13 protein-coding genes are annotated in these 16267 nt (G+C 72.1%); 9 read left to right on the plus strand and 4 right to left on the minus strand.

The features are described from left to right. Positions 1–18 precede the first annotated feature (18 nt). On the minus strand, positions 19–1773 hold the full coding sequence (locus tag ABZ172_RS05415) for a phospholipid carrier-dependent glycosyltransferase (protein WP_356880455.1): 1755 nt from the start codon (positions 1771–1773) through the stop codon (positions 19–21). A 53-nt stretch (positions 1774–1826) separates the two neighbouring features. Between ABZ172_RS05415 and rsmI the strand changes: the two genes are divergently transcribed. From rsmI to ABZ172_RS05440, 5 genes are all read left to right on the plus strand, one after another. Then, the gene (gene rsmI / locus ABZ172_RS05420) at positions 1827–2723 is read left to right on the plus strand and encodes a 16S rRNA (cytidine(1402)-2'-O)-methyltransferase (protein WP_356880457.1); all 897 of its coding nucleotides are present in this window, start codon (positions 1827–1829) and stop codon (positions 2721–2723) included. 172 nt (positions 2724–2895) lie between these two features. Further along, on the plus strand, positions 2896–3288 hold the full coding sequence (locus ABZ172_RS05425; protein ID WP_356880459.1) for a hypothetical protein: 393 nt from the start codon (positions 2896–2898) through the stop codon (positions 3286–3288). Between the two features lie 145 nt (positions 3289–3433). Continuing rightward, complete coding sequence (locus tag ABZ172_RS05430; RefSeq protein ID WP_356880461.1) at positions 3434–4291, plus strand: TatD family hydrolase; 858 nt, start codon at positions 3434–3436, stop codon at positions 4289–4291. A 97-nt stretch (positions 4292–4388) separates the two neighbouring features. Next, entirely contained in the window at positions 4389–5261 is an 873-nt protein-coding gene (gene rsmA / locus ABZ172_RS05435; protein ID WP_356880463.1) for a 16S rRNA (adenine(1518)-N(6)/adenine(1519)-N(6))-dimethyltransferase RsmA, read from the plus strand. Then, entirely contained in the window at positions 5258–6157 is a 900-nt protein-coding gene (locus tag ABZ172_RS05440) for a 4-(cytidine 5'-diphospho)-2-C-methyl-D-erythritol kinase (protein ID WP_356880465.1), read from the plus strand. Before rsmA ends, ABZ172_RS05440 begins: the two co-directional genes overlap by 4 nt. A gap of 172 nt (positions 6158–6329) precedes the next feature. Here ABZ172_RS05440 and ABZ172_RS05445 read toward each other — a convergent pair whose 3' ends face one another. Then, complete coding sequence (locus ABZ172_RS05445; protein ID WP_356880467.1) at positions 6330–6983, minus strand: lipoprotein; 654 nt, start codon at positions 6981–6983, stop codon at positions 6330–6332. Between the two features lie 147 nt (positions 6984–7130). Between ABZ172_RS05445 and ABZ172_RS05450 the strand changes: the two genes are divergently transcribed. The 4 genes from ABZ172_RS05450 to ABZ172_RS05465 all read left to right on the plus strand — a co-directional run bounded on the left by ABZ172_RS05450 (position 7131) and on the right by ABZ172_RS05465 (position 14245). Then, positions 7131–8948: an ABC-F family ATP-binding cassette domain-containing protein gene (locus tag ABZ172_RS05450; protein ID WP_356880469.1), complete on the plus strand. Its 1818-nt coding sequence runs from the start codon at positions 7131–7133 to the stop codon at positions 8946–8948. Positions 8949–9500: 552 nt separating this feature from the next. Further along, positions 9501–11357 (plus strand): PQQ-binding-like beta-propeller repeat protein, encoded by a 1857-nt coding sequence (locus ABZ172_RS05455; protein WP_356880471.1) that lies wholly within the window; start codon positions 9501–9503, stop codon positions 11355–11357. Positions 11358–11415: 58 nt separating this feature from the next. Further along, complete coding sequence (locus tag ABZ172_RS05460; RefSeq protein ID WP_356880473.1) at positions 11416–13311, plus strand: PQQ-binding-like beta-propeller repeat protein; 1896 nt, start codon at positions 11416–11418, stop codon at positions 13309–13311. Positions 13312–13552: 241 nt separating this feature from the next. Further along, positions 13553–14245: a LuxR C-terminal-related transcriptional regulator gene (locus ABZ172_RS05465; RefSeq protein ID WP_356880630.1), complete on the plus strand. Its 693-nt coding sequence runs from the start codon at positions 13553–13555 to the stop codon at positions 14243–14245. Positions 14246–14280: 35 nt separating this feature from the next. Here the strand turns inward: ABZ172_RS05465 and ABZ172_RS05470 are convergent, their stop codons facing one another. Together ABZ172_RS05470 and ABZ172_RS05475 are read right to left on the minus strand one after the other, a co-directional pair. Continuing rightward, the gene (locus ABZ172_RS05470; protein ID WP_356880475.1) at positions 14281–14568 is read right to left on the minus strand and encodes a hypothetical protein; all 288 of its coding nucleotides are present in this window, start codon (positions 14566–14568) and stop codon (positions 14281–14283) included. A 15-nt stretch (positions 14569–14583) separates the two neighbouring features. Next, positions 14584–16254 (minus strand): sodium:solute symporter family protein, encoded by a 1671-nt coding sequence (locus tag ABZ172_RS05475; RefSeq protein WP_356880477.1) that lies wholly within the window; start codon positions 16252–16254, stop codon positions 14584–14586. Between the last annotated feature and the right edge of the window lie 13 nt (positions 16255–16267).

The raw sequence follows: 16267 nt of genomic DNA on the forward strand, positions 1-16267 counted from the left end.
CCGCGGGCCCCGGCGGCGCTACACCCAGGTGTCCAGCCACATCCGGTCGCGCCAGGACGTGTCCGGGATCGACGTGCCCGTGTACAAGGGCCAGAAATAGACGAAGTTCCAGATGATCAGCAGCACCAGGACGCCCGCCGCGATCGTGCCCGACGTGCGTCTGCGCTCACCCGTCAGATCGCTGGCGGCCGTCCCGGGACGCTGCCCGGGACCGGTGCCGACCGCCGGACCGATGAGGGCGCCGATCATCATGGTCACCGCCAGGCACAGGAACGGCACGAACACGACCGCGTAGAACAGGAAGATCGTCCGCTCCTGGTAGAAGAACCAGGGCACCCAGCCGGCCGCCACCCCGCACGCGATCGCGCCTGCCCGCCAGTCGCGGCGGAAGAACCAGCGCCACAGGACGTACAGCAGCGCCACGCACGCCGCCCACCACAGCAGCGGGGTGCCGAGCGCCAGCACCTCACGGGCGCACTTGCCGGTCGCCGACGTGACACAGCCCGTCTGCTCCTCGTAGAAGTACGAGACGGGACGGCCCAGCACGATCCAGCTCCACGGATTCGACTGGTAGGTGTGGCCGGAGGTCAGGCCCACGTGGAACTCGTAGACCTGGTACTCGTAGTGCCACAGGCTGCGCAGCCAGTCGGGCAGCCAGGTCCAGCTGCCGCCCTTGCCCTCGGTGGCCGCCCAGTTGCGGTAGTACCCCTTGTCCGTGACGATCCAGCCGGTCCACGAGACCAGGTACGTGCCGACGGCCACCGGCACGGTGGAGACGAACGCGGGCAGCAGGTCCCGGAGGACCACGGCCCGGTACGGCTGCACCGCGCCCGCCGTGCGCCGCGCGCCGACGTCCCAGAGCACCGCCATCACGGCGAACGCGGCCAGGATGTAGAGACCGTTCCACTTCGTGGCGAAGGCCAGCCCGAGCATCAGACCCGCGGCGATCCGCCACGGCCGCCACCCCAGGCGCAGCGTCTCCGCGACGGTGGCGTCGGGACGCAGGATCCCGTCCTCGTCGACCGGGAGCGCCGCGGCCAGCCGGGCGCGGGACCGGTCCCGGTCGGCCAGCAGACAGCCGAAGGCCGCGAGGACGAAGAACATCAGCACCAGGTCGAGCAGCGCGGTGCGGCTCATCACGAAGTGCAGCCCGTCCACCGCGAGCAGGGTGCCAGCCAGGCAGCCAAGGAACGTCGAGCGGAACAGACGGCGCCCGATACGGCACAGCATCAGGACCGAGAGCGTGCCCAGCAGCGCCACCATGAAGCGCCAGCCGAACGGGGTGAAGCCGAACAGCTGCTCGCCGAACCCGATGATCCACTTGCCGGCCGGCGGATGGACGACGTAGCCGGGGTCCACCGGGATGTCCACCGAGGACGGGTCCTTGAGGATCAGCTTGTCGACGTCCTTGGGCCAGGAGCCCTCGTACCCCTGGTTGACCAGGGCCCAGGCGTCCTTGGCGTAGTACGTCTCGTCGAATATCACCGCCTTCGGGCTGCCCAGGTTCCAGAACCGCAGCACCCCGGCCACCAGGGCGACCAGCAGCGGACCGCCCCACGCGGACCAGCGCACCAGGCGCGCGGCGAGGGCCGGGGGCACCGCGAGCACGCTCCAGAACCGGTCGCCGGGGCGGGTGTAGGGCGGGACCAGGCGCTCGCGCAGCCCCGTCTCCGGCCGTCGGGAATGGCCGAAGCGGCGCAGCCGCCGCTCCCAGGAGGGCGGCTGATCTCCGACGTCGTCGCCCTGCCGGGCCTCGGGCGCAGTACTCGTCACCGCGCCATCGTAGGGAACGCATCTGTGCGAACGGCGCCGCCCGTGCTGGGAGGATGGCCGATGTGACTGGAACGACTGGAACGCTCGTACTCGCAGGGACCCCCATCGGCGACGTGGCGGACGCCCCGCCACGGCTCGCCGCCGAGCTGGAGACGGCCGACGTGGTGGCCGCCGAGGACACCCGGCGGCTGCGCCGGCTCACCCAGGCGCTGGGCATCCACACGACGGGGCGTGTCGTGTCCTACTTCGAGGGCAACGAGTCCGCCCGCACCCCCGAGCTCGTCGAGGCGCTTGTCGGCGGCGCGCGCGTCCTGCTCGTCACCGACGCGGGCATGCCGTCGGTCTCCGACCCCGGCTACCGGCTCGTCGCCGCCGCCGTGGAGCAGGACATCCGGGTCACCGCCGTACCCGGCCCCTCGGCCGTGCTGACCGCGCTCGCGCTGTCCGCCCTGCCGGTGGACCGGTTCTGCTTCGAGGGCTTCCTGCCGCGCAAGGCGGGCGAGCGGCTCGGCAAGCTGCGCGAGGTCGCCGACGAGCGCCGCACGATGGTCTTCTTCGAGGCCCCGCACCGGCTGGACGACACCCTGGCCGCGATGGCCGAGGTGTTCGGCGCGGACCGCAGGGCCGCCGTCTGCCGGGAGCTGACCAAGACGTACGAGGAGGTCAAGCGCGGCCCCCTCGGCGATCTCGCGGTCTGGGCCGCCGAGGGCGTGCGCGGCGAGATCACCGTCGTGGTCGAGGGCGCCACCGACACGGGCGACGAGGGCCTCGACGCCGCCGAGCTGGTGCGCAGGGTGCAGGTGCGGGAGGAGGCGGGGGAGCGGCGCAAGGAGGCCATCGCGGCGGTCGCCGCCGGGGCGGGGCTGCCCAAGCGGGAGGTCTTCGATGCGGTGGTCGCGGCAAAGAACGCGGCTCGGACCGGCCAGGAACAGGGCAAAGGACTAGCCTGAAATGTAAAGCCCGAGCCGCGATCCGGGCCCTTCGGCCACGGATCGGCCAAAAGCGTTCCAACACTCGGCAGGCCTGGTGCGCCGCCGTCGGCGAGGGCGTCCACTTGAGGGTGGAACGCACCGTCCGGAGTGCTCGTCCGGAGTGCTTGTCCATCGGACAAGAGGAGCAGGCATGAGTGAGATCGCAGCACCCACCGTGCACGAGGAGTACGCCTTCGCGTGCATGCGGTGCGGACACGGCTGGGAACAGGCCTACGCGATAGAGCACCACGTCGACGGCTCGGGCAACGCCTTCGTGGTCTACAAGGCGGACGGGCGGCGCGTGCCCTCCCCGCTGTCCACGCCCACCTGCGAGAACTGCGGCGGCCACGTCGTACGGATCATGCGGGCCGGCCGGGTCTCCACGGTCCAGCGGCTGCTCCAGCCCCCGCAGACCGCCCTCCCGGACGAGCCCGGTGACGGGACACCGGGCGAGGAGATGGCCGTCGCCGCGGTGCGGGCGCCCGGGGCCGAGGAGCACCACTGGCACCTGTCCGACCTGCTGCGCCCCTTCCACCGGCGGTGAGCGCGGGCCCGTGCCCGGGTCCGGCCGCCGCGCGGCGCACCGCACCGCACGCCGCGCGCCGATCCACGGGGGCCGCCGGGCGGGCCCCCGTGGAAACGGGACGGCTCTTCGCGGAAACGGGAGGGCTGTTCGTAGAGTCGGGGACATGAGCCGTACCGAAGCCCCGCCCCTCCCCGAACCCCTCAGGGTTCCGGTCGCCGATTCGCACACCCACCTGGACATGCAGGACGGAACCGTCGACGAGGGCCTCGCCCGCGCCGCGGCCGTCAACGTCACCACCGTCGTCCAGGTGGGCTGCGACGTGAAGGGCTCGCGCTGGGCCGCCGAGACCGCCGCCGCCCACCCGTCCGTCCACGCCTCCGTCGCCCTGCACCCCAACGAGGCGCCCCGCATCGTGCACGGCGACCCGGAGGGCCGGGGCGCGCGGGAGCCCGGCGGCAGGGCGGCACTCGACGAGGCGCTCGCCGAGATCGACGCGCTGGCCGCCCTGCCCCACGTCCGCGCGGTCGGCGAGACCGGCCTGGACCACTTCCGTACGGGGCCCGAGGGCATGGCCGCCCAGGAGGAGTCCTTCCGGGCGCACATCGAGATCGCCAAACGGCACGGCAAGGCCCTGGTCATCCACGACCGGGAGGCCCACGCCGACGTGCTGCGCGTCCTCGCCGACGCGGGCGCCCCCGAGCGCACCGTCTTCCACTGCTACTCCGGGGACGCCGAGATGGCCCGGATCTGCGCGGCGGCCGGCTGGTTCATGTCCTTCGCGGGCAACGTCACCTTCAAGAACGCGCAGCCGCTGCGGGACGCGCTGGCCGTCGTCCCCGACGCGCTCGTGCTCGTCGAGACGGACGCCCCCTTCCTCACCCCCGCGCCGTACCGCGGCCGCCCCAACGCGCCGTACCTGATCCCGGTCACGCTGCGCGCCATGGCGGAGGTGCGGAACACCGACGAGGACTCCCTCGCCGCCGCCGTCTACGACAACACCGCGCGGGCCTTCGACTTCTGACCTCCGCGGCGCACCCCCGCGCAGCCCCGGGGCCCGGGCGGGGGTGCGCCGGGCGGCGGCGGACCTCCCGGCCTCCGGGCCCCCGTAGGCTTGACGGGTGAGCACCACTGAGCCCGACGCCCTCCTGGGCCCCGCAGACATCCGCGAGCTGGCCGCAGCGCTGGGCGTACGCCCCACCAAGCAGCGCGGCCAGAACTTCGTCATCGACGCCAACACGGTCCGCAGGATCGTACGGACCGCCGAGGTGCGGCCGGACGACGTGGTGGTCGAGGTCGGCCCCGGCCTGGGCTCGCTGACCCTGGCCCTGCTGGAGGCCGCGGACCGGGTCGTCGCCGTGGAGATCGACGAGGTGCTCGCCGGCGCGCTGCCGGCCACGGTCGCCGCCCGGCTGCCGGGACGCGCCGACCGCTTCGCCCTGGTCCACTCGGACGCGATGCTCGTCACCGAGCTGCCGGGCCCGGCGCCGACCGCACTCGTGGCCAACCTGCCGTACAACGTCGCCGTGCCGGTCCTGCTCACGATGCTGGAACGGTTCCCCACCATCGAGCGGACGCTCGTCATGGTGCAGGCCGAGGTCGCCGACCGGCTGGCCGCCCGCCCCGGCAACAAGGTCTACGGCGTCCCGTCGGTCAAGGCCAACTGGTACGCCGACGTCAAGCGCGCCGGGTCGATCGGCCGCACGGTGTTCTGGCCCGCGCCCAACGTCGACTCGGGGCTGGTGTCCCTGGTCCGGCGCGCGGAACCGGTCCGCACGACCGCGAGCAGGACCGAGGTCTTCGCCGTCGTGGACGCCGCGTTCGCCCAGCGCCGCAAGACGCTGCGCGCGGCCCTGTCGGGCTGGGCGGGCTCCGCCCCGGCCGCCGAGGCCGCCCTCACCGCCGCGGGCGTCTCGCCGCAGGCGCGCGGTGAGGCGCTGACCGTCGAGGAGTTCGCCGCCATCGCCGAGAACAAGCCGGAGCCCACCGCATGACCCGCAGCGTCACCGTCCGCGTCCCCGCCAAGGTCAACGTGCAGCTCGCGGTGGGCGCCCCCCGCCCGGACGGCTTCCACGACCTGGCCAACGTCTTCCTCGCCGTCGGCCTGTACGACGAGGTCACCGTCACCCCGGCCGACACCCTGCGGATCACCTGCTCCGGCCCGGACGCCGCCCAGGTGCCGCTGGACGCCACGAACCTGGCGGCCCGCGCCGCGGTCGCCCTGGCCGCCCGGCACGGCATCGCCCCCGACGTGCACCTCCACATCGCCAAGGACATCCCGGTGGCCGGCGGCATGGCCGGGGGCAGCGCCGACGGCGCCGCCGCCCTGCTGGCCTGCGACACCCTGTGGGCCACCGGGGCGAGCCGGGAGGAACTCCTGGAGATCTGCGCCGAGCTGGGCAGCGACGTGCCGTTCAGCCTGGTCGGCGGGGCGGCGCTCGGCGTCGGCCGGGGCGAGCGGCTGACTCCCGTCGAGGTCGGCGGCACCTTCCACTGGGTCTTCGCCGTCGCCGACGGCGGGCTCTCCACCCCGGCCGTGTACGGCGAGTTCGACCGCCTCACCGCCGGTACCGACGTCCCCGAGCCGGCCGCCTCGTCCGCGCTGCTGACCGCGCTGCGCAAGGGCGACACCACCGCACTCGCGGACGCCCTCGGCAACGACCTCCAGGCCGCCGCCCTCTCCCTGCGTCCCTCGCTGGCCGACACGCTCGCGGCGGGCACCGCCGCGGGCGCCCTGGCGGCGCTCGTCTCGGGGTCCGGGCCGACCACGGCGTTCCTCACCGCCGACGAGGAGTCGGCGCGGAAGGTCGCCGACGCCCTGCTGGCCTCGGGCACCTGCCGCAGCGCGCGGGTCGCGGTGTCGCCCGCCCCGGGGGCCACCGTCCGCTGACCGCCCCGCCCGCGCCGCACCGCCCGGCGGCCGGTCCTCGGCACCCGGCCGCCGCTCTCCGCCGGTGCGGTGCGGTGCGACCAGGACCAGGACCAGGACCAGGACCAGGGCCAGGACCAGGACCCGGACCCGCACCGGTCACACGGCGGGGGCGGGGCCGTCTCCGTGTCCCTCAGCTCAGCGCCAGGGTGCTCCTGGCCCGTGTGTACGCCGGGAGCATCTCCTCGTGCTCCTGCGCGTCCAGCCCGCCCAGGTGCACCACGACCGGCCCGTCGGGCGTCGCGACGGCGAAGGCGCGTTCGGGCTTCGGCTCGTCCGGCAGCTCCCCGCTCACGGTGTAGCGGACCTCGACGGCGGTCAGCGTGCCCGCCCGCACCTCGGAGTACGCCGCGCGGCTCGTGTTCGGGTCGGCCGCCACGAAGGACTCCAGCACGGCACGCGGTTCGCCGGCCAACGGCTCGCCCCGCCACACCCGCAGGTAGCCGATGTTCCCGGCCGGTTTCGCGTCCGCCTCGCAGACCAGCGTGACCGGGCCCTGCTCGCCCAGTGCGGCCAGCTCCGAGCCGGCCTCCACCGCGACGGCGGCAGGCTTCCAGCCCGCCGCCAGCTCGAACGTCACCGGCAGTGCGCAGGCCGAGCCCTGCCCGCCGAGGGCGACGCCCTTCGCCGCGGTGGCCGCCGGGGCGTCGTCGCCGTTCTTGCCGGTGCCCGCGCCGGTATCCGCCCCGGTGCCCGTGTCCGTGCCGCCGCCGGACGGCGTGCAGCCGGCGAGCGCCAGGACCGCCGCAGCCGCCGGAATCAGTGCCCGTACTGTCTCGCGCCTCACGAAGTCCCCACCCCTGAGATGATCAGAACCGCTCCGACCTGGGGTTACTCCCCATGATCGATCGCCGCACGCTATCGCACCCCGCGCGGCGACTACGCTGGGACGTCGAGCGGTCCTCGACCCAGGGATCCCCGAGGCAGGAGTGAAATGGCCGTCAATCTGGTCAATGTCGAGCAGGTCAGCAAGGTGTACGGCACCCGTGCCCTGCTCGACGGTGTATCCCTCGGGGTGTCCGAGGGCGACCGGATCGGCGTCGTCGGCCGGAACGGCGACGGCAAGACGACGCTCATCCGGATGCTCGCCAAGCTGGAGGAGGCGGACACCGGCCGGGTCACCCACAACGGCGGACTGCGGCTCGGCGTCCTCACCCAGCACGACTCGCTGGACCCCGGGGCCACCATCCGGCACGAGGTGATCGGCGACCTCGCGGACCACGAGTGGGCGGGCAGCGCCAAGATCCGCGACGTGCTGAACGGCCTCTTCGGCGGCCTCGCGCTCCCCGGTTTCGAGCACGGCCTGGACACCGTCATCGCCCCGCTCTCCGGCGGTGAGCGGCGCCGGATCGCCCTGGCGAAGCTGCTGATCGCCGAGCAGGACCTGATCGTGCTCGACGAGCCCACCAACCACCTCGACGTCGAGGGGATCTCCTGGCTCGCCGGACACCTGCGGACCCGGCGCTCCGCACTCGTCTGCGTCACCCACGACCGGTGGTTCCTCGACCAGGTCTGCACCCGCATGTGGGACGTCCAGCGCGGCACGGTCCACGAGTACGAGGGCGGCTACAGCGACTACGTGTTCGCCCGGGCCGAGCGGGAGCGGATCGCCGCGACCGAGGAGTCCAAGCGGCAGAACCTCATGCGCAAGGAGCTGGCCTGGCTGCGGCGCGGCGCCCCCGCGCGCACGTCCAAGCCGCGCTACCGCATCGAGGCGGCCAACGAACTGATCGCCGACGTGCCGCCCCCGCGCGACACGAGCGAGCTGATGAAGTTCGCCAACGCCCGTCTCGGCAAGACCGTCTTCGACCTGGAGGACGTGACCGTCCAGGCCGGTCCCAAGACCCTGCTCACCCACCTCACCTGGCAGCTCGGCCCCGGTGACCGCATCGGCCTGGTCGGTGTCAACGGCGCCGGCAAGACCTCGCTGCTGCGCGCGCTCGCCGAGGCGTCCCGCAGCCAGGGCGACGTGCAGCCCGCCGACGGGAGGATCGTCGTCGGCAAGACCGTCAGGCTCGCGTACCTCTCGCAGGAGGTCGCCGAGCTGAACCCGAACCTCCGGGTGCTCGAAGCCGTCCAGCAGGTGCGCGACCGCGTCGACCTCGGCAAGGGCCGCGAGATGACGGCCGGGCAGCTCTGCGAGCAGTTCGGCTTCGCCAAGGAGAAGCAGTGGACCCCGGTCGGTGACCTGTCCGGAGGGGAGCGCCGGCGTCTGCAGATCCTGCGCCTGCTGATGGACGAGCCCAACGTCCTCTTCCTCGACGAGCCCACCAACGACCTGGACATCGAGACGCTGACCCAGCTGGAGGACCTCCTCGACGGCTGGCCCGGGTCGATGATCGTGATCTCCCACGACCGGTTCTTCATCGAGCGCACCACGGACAAGGTGATGGCGCTCCTCGGCGACCGCGCGCTGCGGATGCTGCCGCGCGGCATCGACGAGTACATCGAGCGCAGGCAGCGGATGGAGCAGACGGCGACGCCCGCGTCCTTCGCCGGATCCCCGTCGGCCGGGACGGCGCCGGCCGAGACCGTGTCGCCGCAGGCGGCGCGCGCCGCGAAGAAGGAACTGCAGAAGGTCGAGCGGCAGCTGGAGAAGATGTCGACGAAGGAGACCTCGCTGCACGCGCAGATCGCCGACCACGCCACCGACTTCGAGAAGGTCGCCAAGCTCGACGCCGAGCTGCGTGAACTGGTCGCGGAGCGCGACGTGCTGGAGATGCGCTGGCTGGAGCTGGCCGAGGACGCCTGACCGCCGGTCCGGCCCGGAGGCCGCTGCCGGGCGCGGCCGGCGGTGAGCCGGTCCACCCGGGCCGGCGTGACTCTGCGTCGCCGGGCCGCCGGGGACCCCTTGCCGGGGGTCCCGTCGCCGGACCGTCGCCCGGTGGTCGTGGCCGCCCCGGCGGTCGTGCCGATGGGGGTCCGCGGGGTGCAGCGGGCGGTCACCGGGGTGCCGGCCCGCGGCGGACGGGGCCCACACTGCGGGTCCGGTGAAATCGACGTCGTACGGGCGCAGTTGACGGAGCGTCGGTCACACGTGTCAGGCATGGCCACGACAGGCGCGTAACGAGGGCATCACGGCCCGGTTCTCCCTTGGGAACAGGGCGTGGACCGAACCGCTGCCGGGCGTGCTTCGGGTGGTACAAAGAAGCCCCGCTCGACTGACGTGACACTGCGGAAGCCATGCCCGATTCGCTCCTTTCCGGGGGGAATTCAGAGATTTCTCGTATTCGATCCTCTGAACCCAGCGGAATCGCGGGGGAGACCGGACCGGGCACCGGACCGCACGAAGGGGGACGTGCTGATGACCCAGCCGCCCAGCCAGCAACCGCCGCAGGGGGGATCCGGGGCTCCGCAGGAGCCGGAGGGCACGCCCCGGCAGCCCCCGTCGCCGCCGACTCCGCCGCAGATGCCGCCCGCCCCTCCGCAGGCACCGCCCGCGGGGCCGCCGCAGCAGCCTCCGGCGCAGCCGGGCTACGGCTACCCGCAGGCGCCCGGGGCGCAGCCCGGTTACGGCTACCCGCAGGCTCCCGGTCAGCAGGCCCCCGGCCCGTACGCCCAGCAGCCCGGGCCGTACGGCGCCCCGTCCGGTCCCTACGCGCAGCAGCCCGGGCCCTACGGCCAGCAGCCGGGCCCGTACGGCCAGCAGCCCGGGTACGGCTACCCGCAGCAGCAGTACCCCGGAGCTCCCGCGCCCGGCGGCTCCGGCGGCGGCCCCTTCAAGGGCAAGCCCGCCGTCATCGTCGGTGCGGCGCTCGCCGCGCTCCTCGTGATCGGCGGAGGCGTCTTCCTCGCCACGAGCGGCGGTGACGGCGACGAGAAGAAGCCCGTCTCCAAGTCCAGCGACGACACCACCGGGCCGAGCTCCTCGCCCACCGTCGACCAGGGCGACGGCAAGGGCGGCGGCCGGGAGACCGACGACGACCTCAACGCCGGACGCAAGGACGGCGAGGCCAAGGTCCTCTGGCTGGCGAAGAACGACGTCGACCTGCCCCGCAACGGCAGGAACGTCTACGGCCCGTGGATCGTCGGCGACACCCTCGTCAAGGGCATGTACCGCTCGGTCAACGGCTACTCGGTGGCCGACGGCAAGCAGAAGTGGAGCCTCCCGCTGCCCGCCGACATGTGCGCGGCACCGGGCAGCCCCACGGCCGACGGCAAGATCGTCATCGGCGTGAAGAACGGCACCACGGACCGGGCCGACTGCGCCGACCTGCAGATGATCGACCTCAACACCGGCAAGGCCGGCTGGAAGAAGTCGATCAAGAAGAACGGCACCTGGGACATGATGTCCGACATCGGTCTGGCGATCAGCGGTGACACCGTGACCGTCGGCCGCACGGGCAACTCCAACGCCTACCGGGTCAGCGACGGGAAGGAACTGTTCGGCAAGCCGTCCGGCGACTGCCAGCCGTTCGCCTTCGCCGGCGGTCCCAAGCTCGTCGCCGCGGCCGCCTGCCGCACCGACGACGCGGACAACCCCCAGCACCAGATCCAGGAGATCGACCCGGCCACCGGGAAGGCCAAGTGGACCTACCGGCCCAAGCGCGGCTGGGAGATCGACAAGGTCTACTCGGTGAGCCCCCTCGTCGTCTCGCTCCACCAGCGGGAGGAGAAGAAGTGGGGCATCCTCGCGCTCAAGGAGAACGGGCAGCTCAGGTCCCAGCTGATCAGTGACAAGGGCGACAAGCCGTCCGTCGACTGCGGCAGCGACTTCTCCGTCTTCGGGCAGAAGCTCGAAGGGTGCAGCGGGGTCGCGGCGGACGCCAACACCTTCTACATGATGACCGAGGACGACACCAGCGGCAGCGGCCGCACCAACAAGGTCCTCGCGTTCGACCTCAACACCGGCAAGACCAAGTGGAAGTCCGCCGCCCCCGCCGAGCGCACCATGAAGCCGCTGCGCATGGAGGGCGGCAACGTCCTCGTCTACCTGGAGCCCTCGTACGACAAGGGCGGGGCGATCGCGACGATCGCACCCACCGGAGGAGCGCCCCGGGTCCTGCTGCAGCACCCGGACTCGACGACCCGGATCGAGAACTTCTTCTCGTCGAAGGTCCTCTACGCGGGCGGCCGTTCCTTCATCGTCAGCGATCGCGTCAGCGCGAGCAACGACGAGGAGGAGAAGGAGCAGACGACCATGATGGCCTTCGGCAAGTGACGGCCGACCACGGCAACCGCAGCCCTTCCTTCTCCGACTCCGCAGAGGTACGTACGCCATGACCCAGCCGCCCCAGCCGCCCAACGAACCGCCGCAGGGCGGGTTCGGAGCCCCGCAGGACCCGCCGCCCGGCGGATTCGGCGCGCCCACCCCGCCGCCCGCCGACCCGCTGGCCAAGCAGCCCCCGGCCGATCCGCCCACCCCGCCCGCCGGCGGCTACGGCTCTCCGCCCACCCCGCCGGCCGGCGGCTACGGGGCGCCGCAGCCGCCCGCCCAGCCCGGCTACGGCTATCCGCAGGCCCCGCCGCCCGGTCAGCCGCCGACCCAGCCGGGTTACGGCTTCCCGCAGGCCCCGCCCCCCGGTCAGCCGCCCACCCAGCCGGGTTACGGCTTCCCGCAGGGGCCGCCGCCCGGTCAGCCGGGCATGCACCCGCAGCAGGGGTACGGCTACCCGACCGCACCGATGCACCCGCAGTACGCCGCGCCCCAGTCCGGCGGCGGCAAGAAGTTCACCACCCAGATGCAGATCATCGTCGCCGCGGTCGTCGCCGTGGTGCTGATCGTCGGCGGCGGCTTCCTCTACGCCTCCAGCGGCGGTGACGAGGGCGGCACGCAGGACGAGGCGGCCTCGGCCGGGACGAACGGCGGCGAGGGCAAGGGCGGCGAGGGAGACGGCCTGGCCGGCGGCACCGAGAAGGCGCCCTCCGACACCAAGGCCGAGGTCGGCTTCCAGCTGCCCCACCCCAAGGTCGACGACACCACGGTCGTCGACGGCTCCTGGGTCACCGACAAGGTGTACGTGAAGACCGGCGTCTACGAGATCGTGGGCTACGACCTCACCAAGGGCACCAAGATCTGGTCGATCCCGCTGAAGGGCCAGGTCTGCGCCGCGTCCCGGCACATGAGCAAGGACTACAAGACGGCGGTCGCCTTCCAGGAGGGCAAGCCGAGCGCCGCGGACAAGTACCCGTCCTGCACCCAGGTCGGCGCGCTCGACCTGGCCACCGGGAAGCTCATGTGGAGCAAGTCCGTCACCTCCGACTCCGGCGGTGACAGGCCGGTCCGGTTCAACGAGGTCACGCTCAGCGGTTCGACCGTCGCGGCCGGCGGGACCAGCGGCGGTGCCGCGTTCGCCCTGGCCGACGGCGCCGAGCTCTGGAAGCCCAAGGCCGACACCAACAACTGCTACGACATGGGCTACGGCGGTGGCGAGGCCCTCGCCGTGGTCCGCAAGTGCGGCAGCTACGACTCCCCGCAGCTGAGCATCCAGGCGCTGGACCCGGCCACCGGCGCACCGCTCTCCTCGTACGACATGCCGGCCGGTGTCGACTACGCGAGCATCGTCTCCACCAAGCCGCTCGTCGTCGCGGCCGATGTCGGCGAGACCGCCGGGGACGGCAGCAGCATCTCCGACTTCTTCTCCATCGACGCGGCCACCGGCAAGCTCATCGTCCGGATCTCCGCCGACGCGGACAAGTACGCCGCCAACTGCGGCTCGACCGAGGTCGAGCAGTGCAGCTCGCTGGCCGTCGGCAACAACCGGCTCTACGTGCCGACCGAGGAGCACGAGGGCGGCGGCGAGTACGGCGACACCAACGAGATCGTCGCCTTCGACCTCACCACCGGCAAGCTCGTCGGCGGCAAGGCCGACGCGGGCGACCGCTACACGCTGATGCCGCTGCGCATGGACGGCTCCAACGTCATCGCGTACAAGCGGCCCCCGTACGACAAGGGCGGCCAGATCGTCTCCATCGACGGCTCCACCTTCAAGCAGACCGTGCTGATGGTGAACCCGGACGACAAGGCGGTGCGCGACGCGGAGACCAGCTTCTCCGCCAACTACGCCGAGTTCCTCTACGAGAAGGGACGGCTGTTCATCTCCGAGAAGATGGTCAGCAAGCCCAGCTCGATGAGCAGCAAGGAGTTCCTCGTCGTCTCCTTCCGCACCGGCTGATCCGCCCGGCCCGCCCGGGCCACCCCGACGGCCCTGCCGGTCGATCACCGACCGGCAGGGCCGGTCGTTTTCCGACGGCCGTCCGGCCGGGACCGAGTCAGAATTCGGCATTCCGGGGGGCTTCTGCCCGGTACCGGGCGCACGGCGTCGAACAAGCGTGTAGCTTGCCGGGTCAGAGGGGCCGGGGGGCCTGTTCGGGGTTACGCAGCGGTACAGCGCTGCACACATGGGGGCTTTACCGATGGGCGTGCGGCTCATGGTGGTCGACGACCACCGTCTGCTCGCCGAGGCACTCGCCTCGGCACTGAAACTGCGCGGACACCGCGTGCTCGCGGCGGCCGCGCCGACGTCCGGGGCCGCGGAACTCGTCGTCAGCAGGGCGCCGGAGGTCTGCCTGTTCGGCACGTCCGGCCCCGCCGAACCCGGGGCGTTCGACCCGATCCTGCGGATCGGGCGGGAGCGTCCCCAGGTCGCCGTGGTGGTGCTCGGGCCGGTGCCCAGCCCGCGCGGCATCGCCGCCGCCTTCGCCGCGGGAGCGGCCGGCTACGTGCGCCACGACGAGCGCATAGAGGGTGTGGAACGCGCCATGGTCAAGGCCCGCGCGGGAGAGGTCGCGGTGGCCCCGCAGCTGTTGCGCGGCGCGTTCGCCGAGCTGCTGCACCCGGCGGTCCAGCCGGACGACGAGGGGCAGCGGCTGCTGCGGATGCTGACCCCGCGTGAGATCGAGGTGCTGGTCAGGGTCGCCGAGGGGGAGGACACCCGGCTGATCGCGGCCGGTATGGGCATCGCTCCGAGCACCGCGCGCACCCATGTGCAGCGGGTGCTGATGAAGCTGGGGGTCGGCTCGCGCCTGGAGGCCGCCGCACTCGCCGCCCGTACGGGCCTGCTCGACCGGGCCGCGGGAACGCCGCGGGGGCCGGACGGTCCCGCGTGAAAGCGTGATCGTCCGGCCCCCGCGGGTGCCGCCGGTCAGTTCTCCGGTGTGCCGGGGTCCTCGGCCGGCACCTGGACCGGGCGCAGCTTCATCCAGATCAGGAAGAAGAGGCCGAGCGCCAGCATGGCCAGGCCGGTCCACAGGTTGATGTGGACGCCCTCGGCCTTCTTCAGGTCGGCTTCGGACGGGTTGATCCCGGCGATGGTGACGATCACTCCGTAGACCACGAAGAGGCCGCCGATGATCCGCCGGATGTCGAAGAGCCGGGCCGCGGTCGCGGACGAGCGCTCCAGTGCGGAGACTTCCTTGTGCAGGTCGGACATGGTGAGTGCCTCCGATCAGAGCGAGTAGGGCAGGTAGCAGAGCGCGGCGAGGACCATGGCGCCCCAGCCGAGCAGGGCGGGCTTGCGGTACCAGGCGCTGTCGCCCTCGTCCGGTGCCTCGTCGGCGTCCGGGGACTCCGTCCCGTAGACCAGACCGGCCAGTTCGGCCTCCGGCTTGGGGGCGGTGAAGAGGGTGACGACGACCATGACGACCGCGCCGGCCACGAATCCGACGATGGCGGAGACGAAGTTGGCGCCCTGGTCGGACGGTATGTCGATGATGCCCTGCTCGTAGAAGACGAAGTAGTTCACCATCGCGGCGGTGGTGCCGGCGACGAGGCCCCAGACACCGGACTTCATCGAGGCGCGCTTCCAGAACATGCCGATGATGAAGACGACGAACATCGGGACGTTGAAGAACGAGAACAGCGTCTGCAGGTACGTCATGATGTTGGAGAAGCTGGCGGCGATGAACGCGGTGCCGATGGAGGCCAGCACGCCGACCGCGGTGATCACCCGGCCGAAGCGCAGGTAGTACTCGTCCGACTGGTCCTTCTTCACGTACCGCTGCCAGATGTCCGTGGTGAACACCGTGTTGAACGACGACACGTTGGCCGCCATACCGGCCATGAACGCGGCCAGCAGACCGGTCACCGCGATACCGAGCACCCCGTTGGGGAGCAGCTCCCGCATCAGCACCGGGATGGCGTCGTTGTAGGTGAGGTCCGAGGAGGCCGCCCCGATGTTCGGGACGACGACGGCGGCGACCAGGCCCGGGATCATGACCACGAAGACGATGAAGATCTTCGGGAAGGCGGCGATCAGCGGGGTGCGCTGGGCGGCCGAGAGGTTCTTCGCGGACAGGGCGCGCTGCACCTCGGCGAAGTTGGTGGTCCAGTAGCCGAAGGAGAGGACGAAGCCGAGGCCGAGGATGATCGTCAGCCAGTTGGCGCCGAGCGGGTTGGCGTCACCGATGCCGGTGCCTCCCCAGGCGGACATGAAGTCCGCCCCGTGCTGCTTCTCCAGCGATCCGCTGAGGCCGTCCCAGCCGCCGACGCGCTTCAGGCCCAGGATGGTGAGGGGGATGAGCGCGGCGAGGATGACGAAGAACTGCAGCACCTCGTTGTAGATCGCGGAGGAGAGGCCGCCGATGGTGATGTAGAGCAGGACGAACACGCCGGCGACGACGATCGCGACCCAGCGTTCCCAGCCCAGCAGCGCCTCCACGACGATCGAGAGGGCGTAGAGGTTCACCCCCGCGATCAGGATCGCCGCGAAGGCGAAGAGCACGGAGCTCAGCAGGTGCGCGGACCTGTCGAAGCGCTGGAGCAGGAACTCCGGCACGGAGCGGACCTTCGACCGGTAGTAGAAGGGCATCATCACCAGGCCGAGGAAGACCATGGCGGGGATGGCGCCGATCCAGTACCAGTGCACGACCGCGACGCCGTACTGCGCGCCGGTGGCCGCCATGCCGAGGATCTCGGTGGCCCCGAGATTCGCCGCGACGAAGGCCAGACCGGTCACCCAGGCGGGCAGCGACCGGCCGGACAGGAAGAAGTCGAGACTCGTCCTCACACTGGCCCGGGCGGCGAAGCCGATGCCGAGCACCACGACGAAGTAGATCGCCAGGATTGTGTAATCGAGCCCGTTCGTGGGGAGCCGGAGCCCTTCGGCCAGATATTGCATGGGGGGTACTCGC

The sequence above is a fragment of the Streptomyces sp. NPDC006296 genome (assembly GCF_040613235.1).
Lineage (GTDB): Bacteria > Actinomycetota > Actinomycetes > Streptomycetales > Streptomycetaceae > Streptomyces.

What these genes read in the sequence shown, in the direction of transcription:
- rsmI (WP_356880457.1), top strand. Translation starts at nt 1,827, where the DNA reads ATGGCCGATGTGACTGGAACGACTGGAACGCTCGTACTCGCAGGGACC.
- ABZ172_RS05425 (WP_356880459.1), top strand. Translation starts at nt 2,896, where the DNA reads ATGAGTGAGATCGCAGCACCCACCGTGCACGAGGAGTACGCCTTCGCG.
- ABZ172_RS05430 (WP_356880461.1), top strand. Translation starts at nt 3,434, where the DNA reads ATGAGCCGTACCGAAGCCCCGCCCCTCCCCGAACCCCTCAGGGTTCCG.
- ABZ172_RS05440 (WP_356880465.1), top strand. Translation starts at nt 5,258, where the DNA reads ATGACCCGCAGCGTCACCGTCCGCGTCCCCGCCAAGGTCAACGTGCAG.
- ABZ172_RS05450 (WP_356880469.1), top strand. Translation starts at nt 7,131, where the DNA reads ATGGCCGTCAATCTGGTCAATGTCGAGCAGGTCAGCAAGGTGTACGGC.
- ABZ172_RS05455 (WP_356880471.1), top strand. Translation starts at nt 9,501, where the DNA reads ATGACCCAGCCGCCCAGCCAGCAACCGCCGCAGGGGGGATCCGGGGCT.
- ABZ172_RS05460 (WP_356880473.1), top strand. Translation starts at nt 11,416, where the DNA reads ATGACCCAGCCGCCCCAGCCGCCCAACGAACCGCCGCAGGGCGGGTTC.
- ABZ172_RS05465 (WP_356880630.1), top strand. Translation starts at nt 13,553, where the DNA reads ATGGGCGTGCGGCTCATGGTGGTCGACGACCACCGTCTGCTCGCCGAG.
- ABZ172_RS05470 (WP_356880475.1), bottom strand. Translation starts at nt 14,568, where the DNA reads ATGTCCGACCTGCACAAGGAAGTCTCCGCACTGGAGCGCTCGTCCGCG.
- ABZ172_RS05475 (WP_356880477.1), bottom strand. Translation starts at nt 16,254, where the DNA reads ATGCAATATCTGGCCGAAGGGCTCCGGCTCCCCACGAACGGGCTCGAT.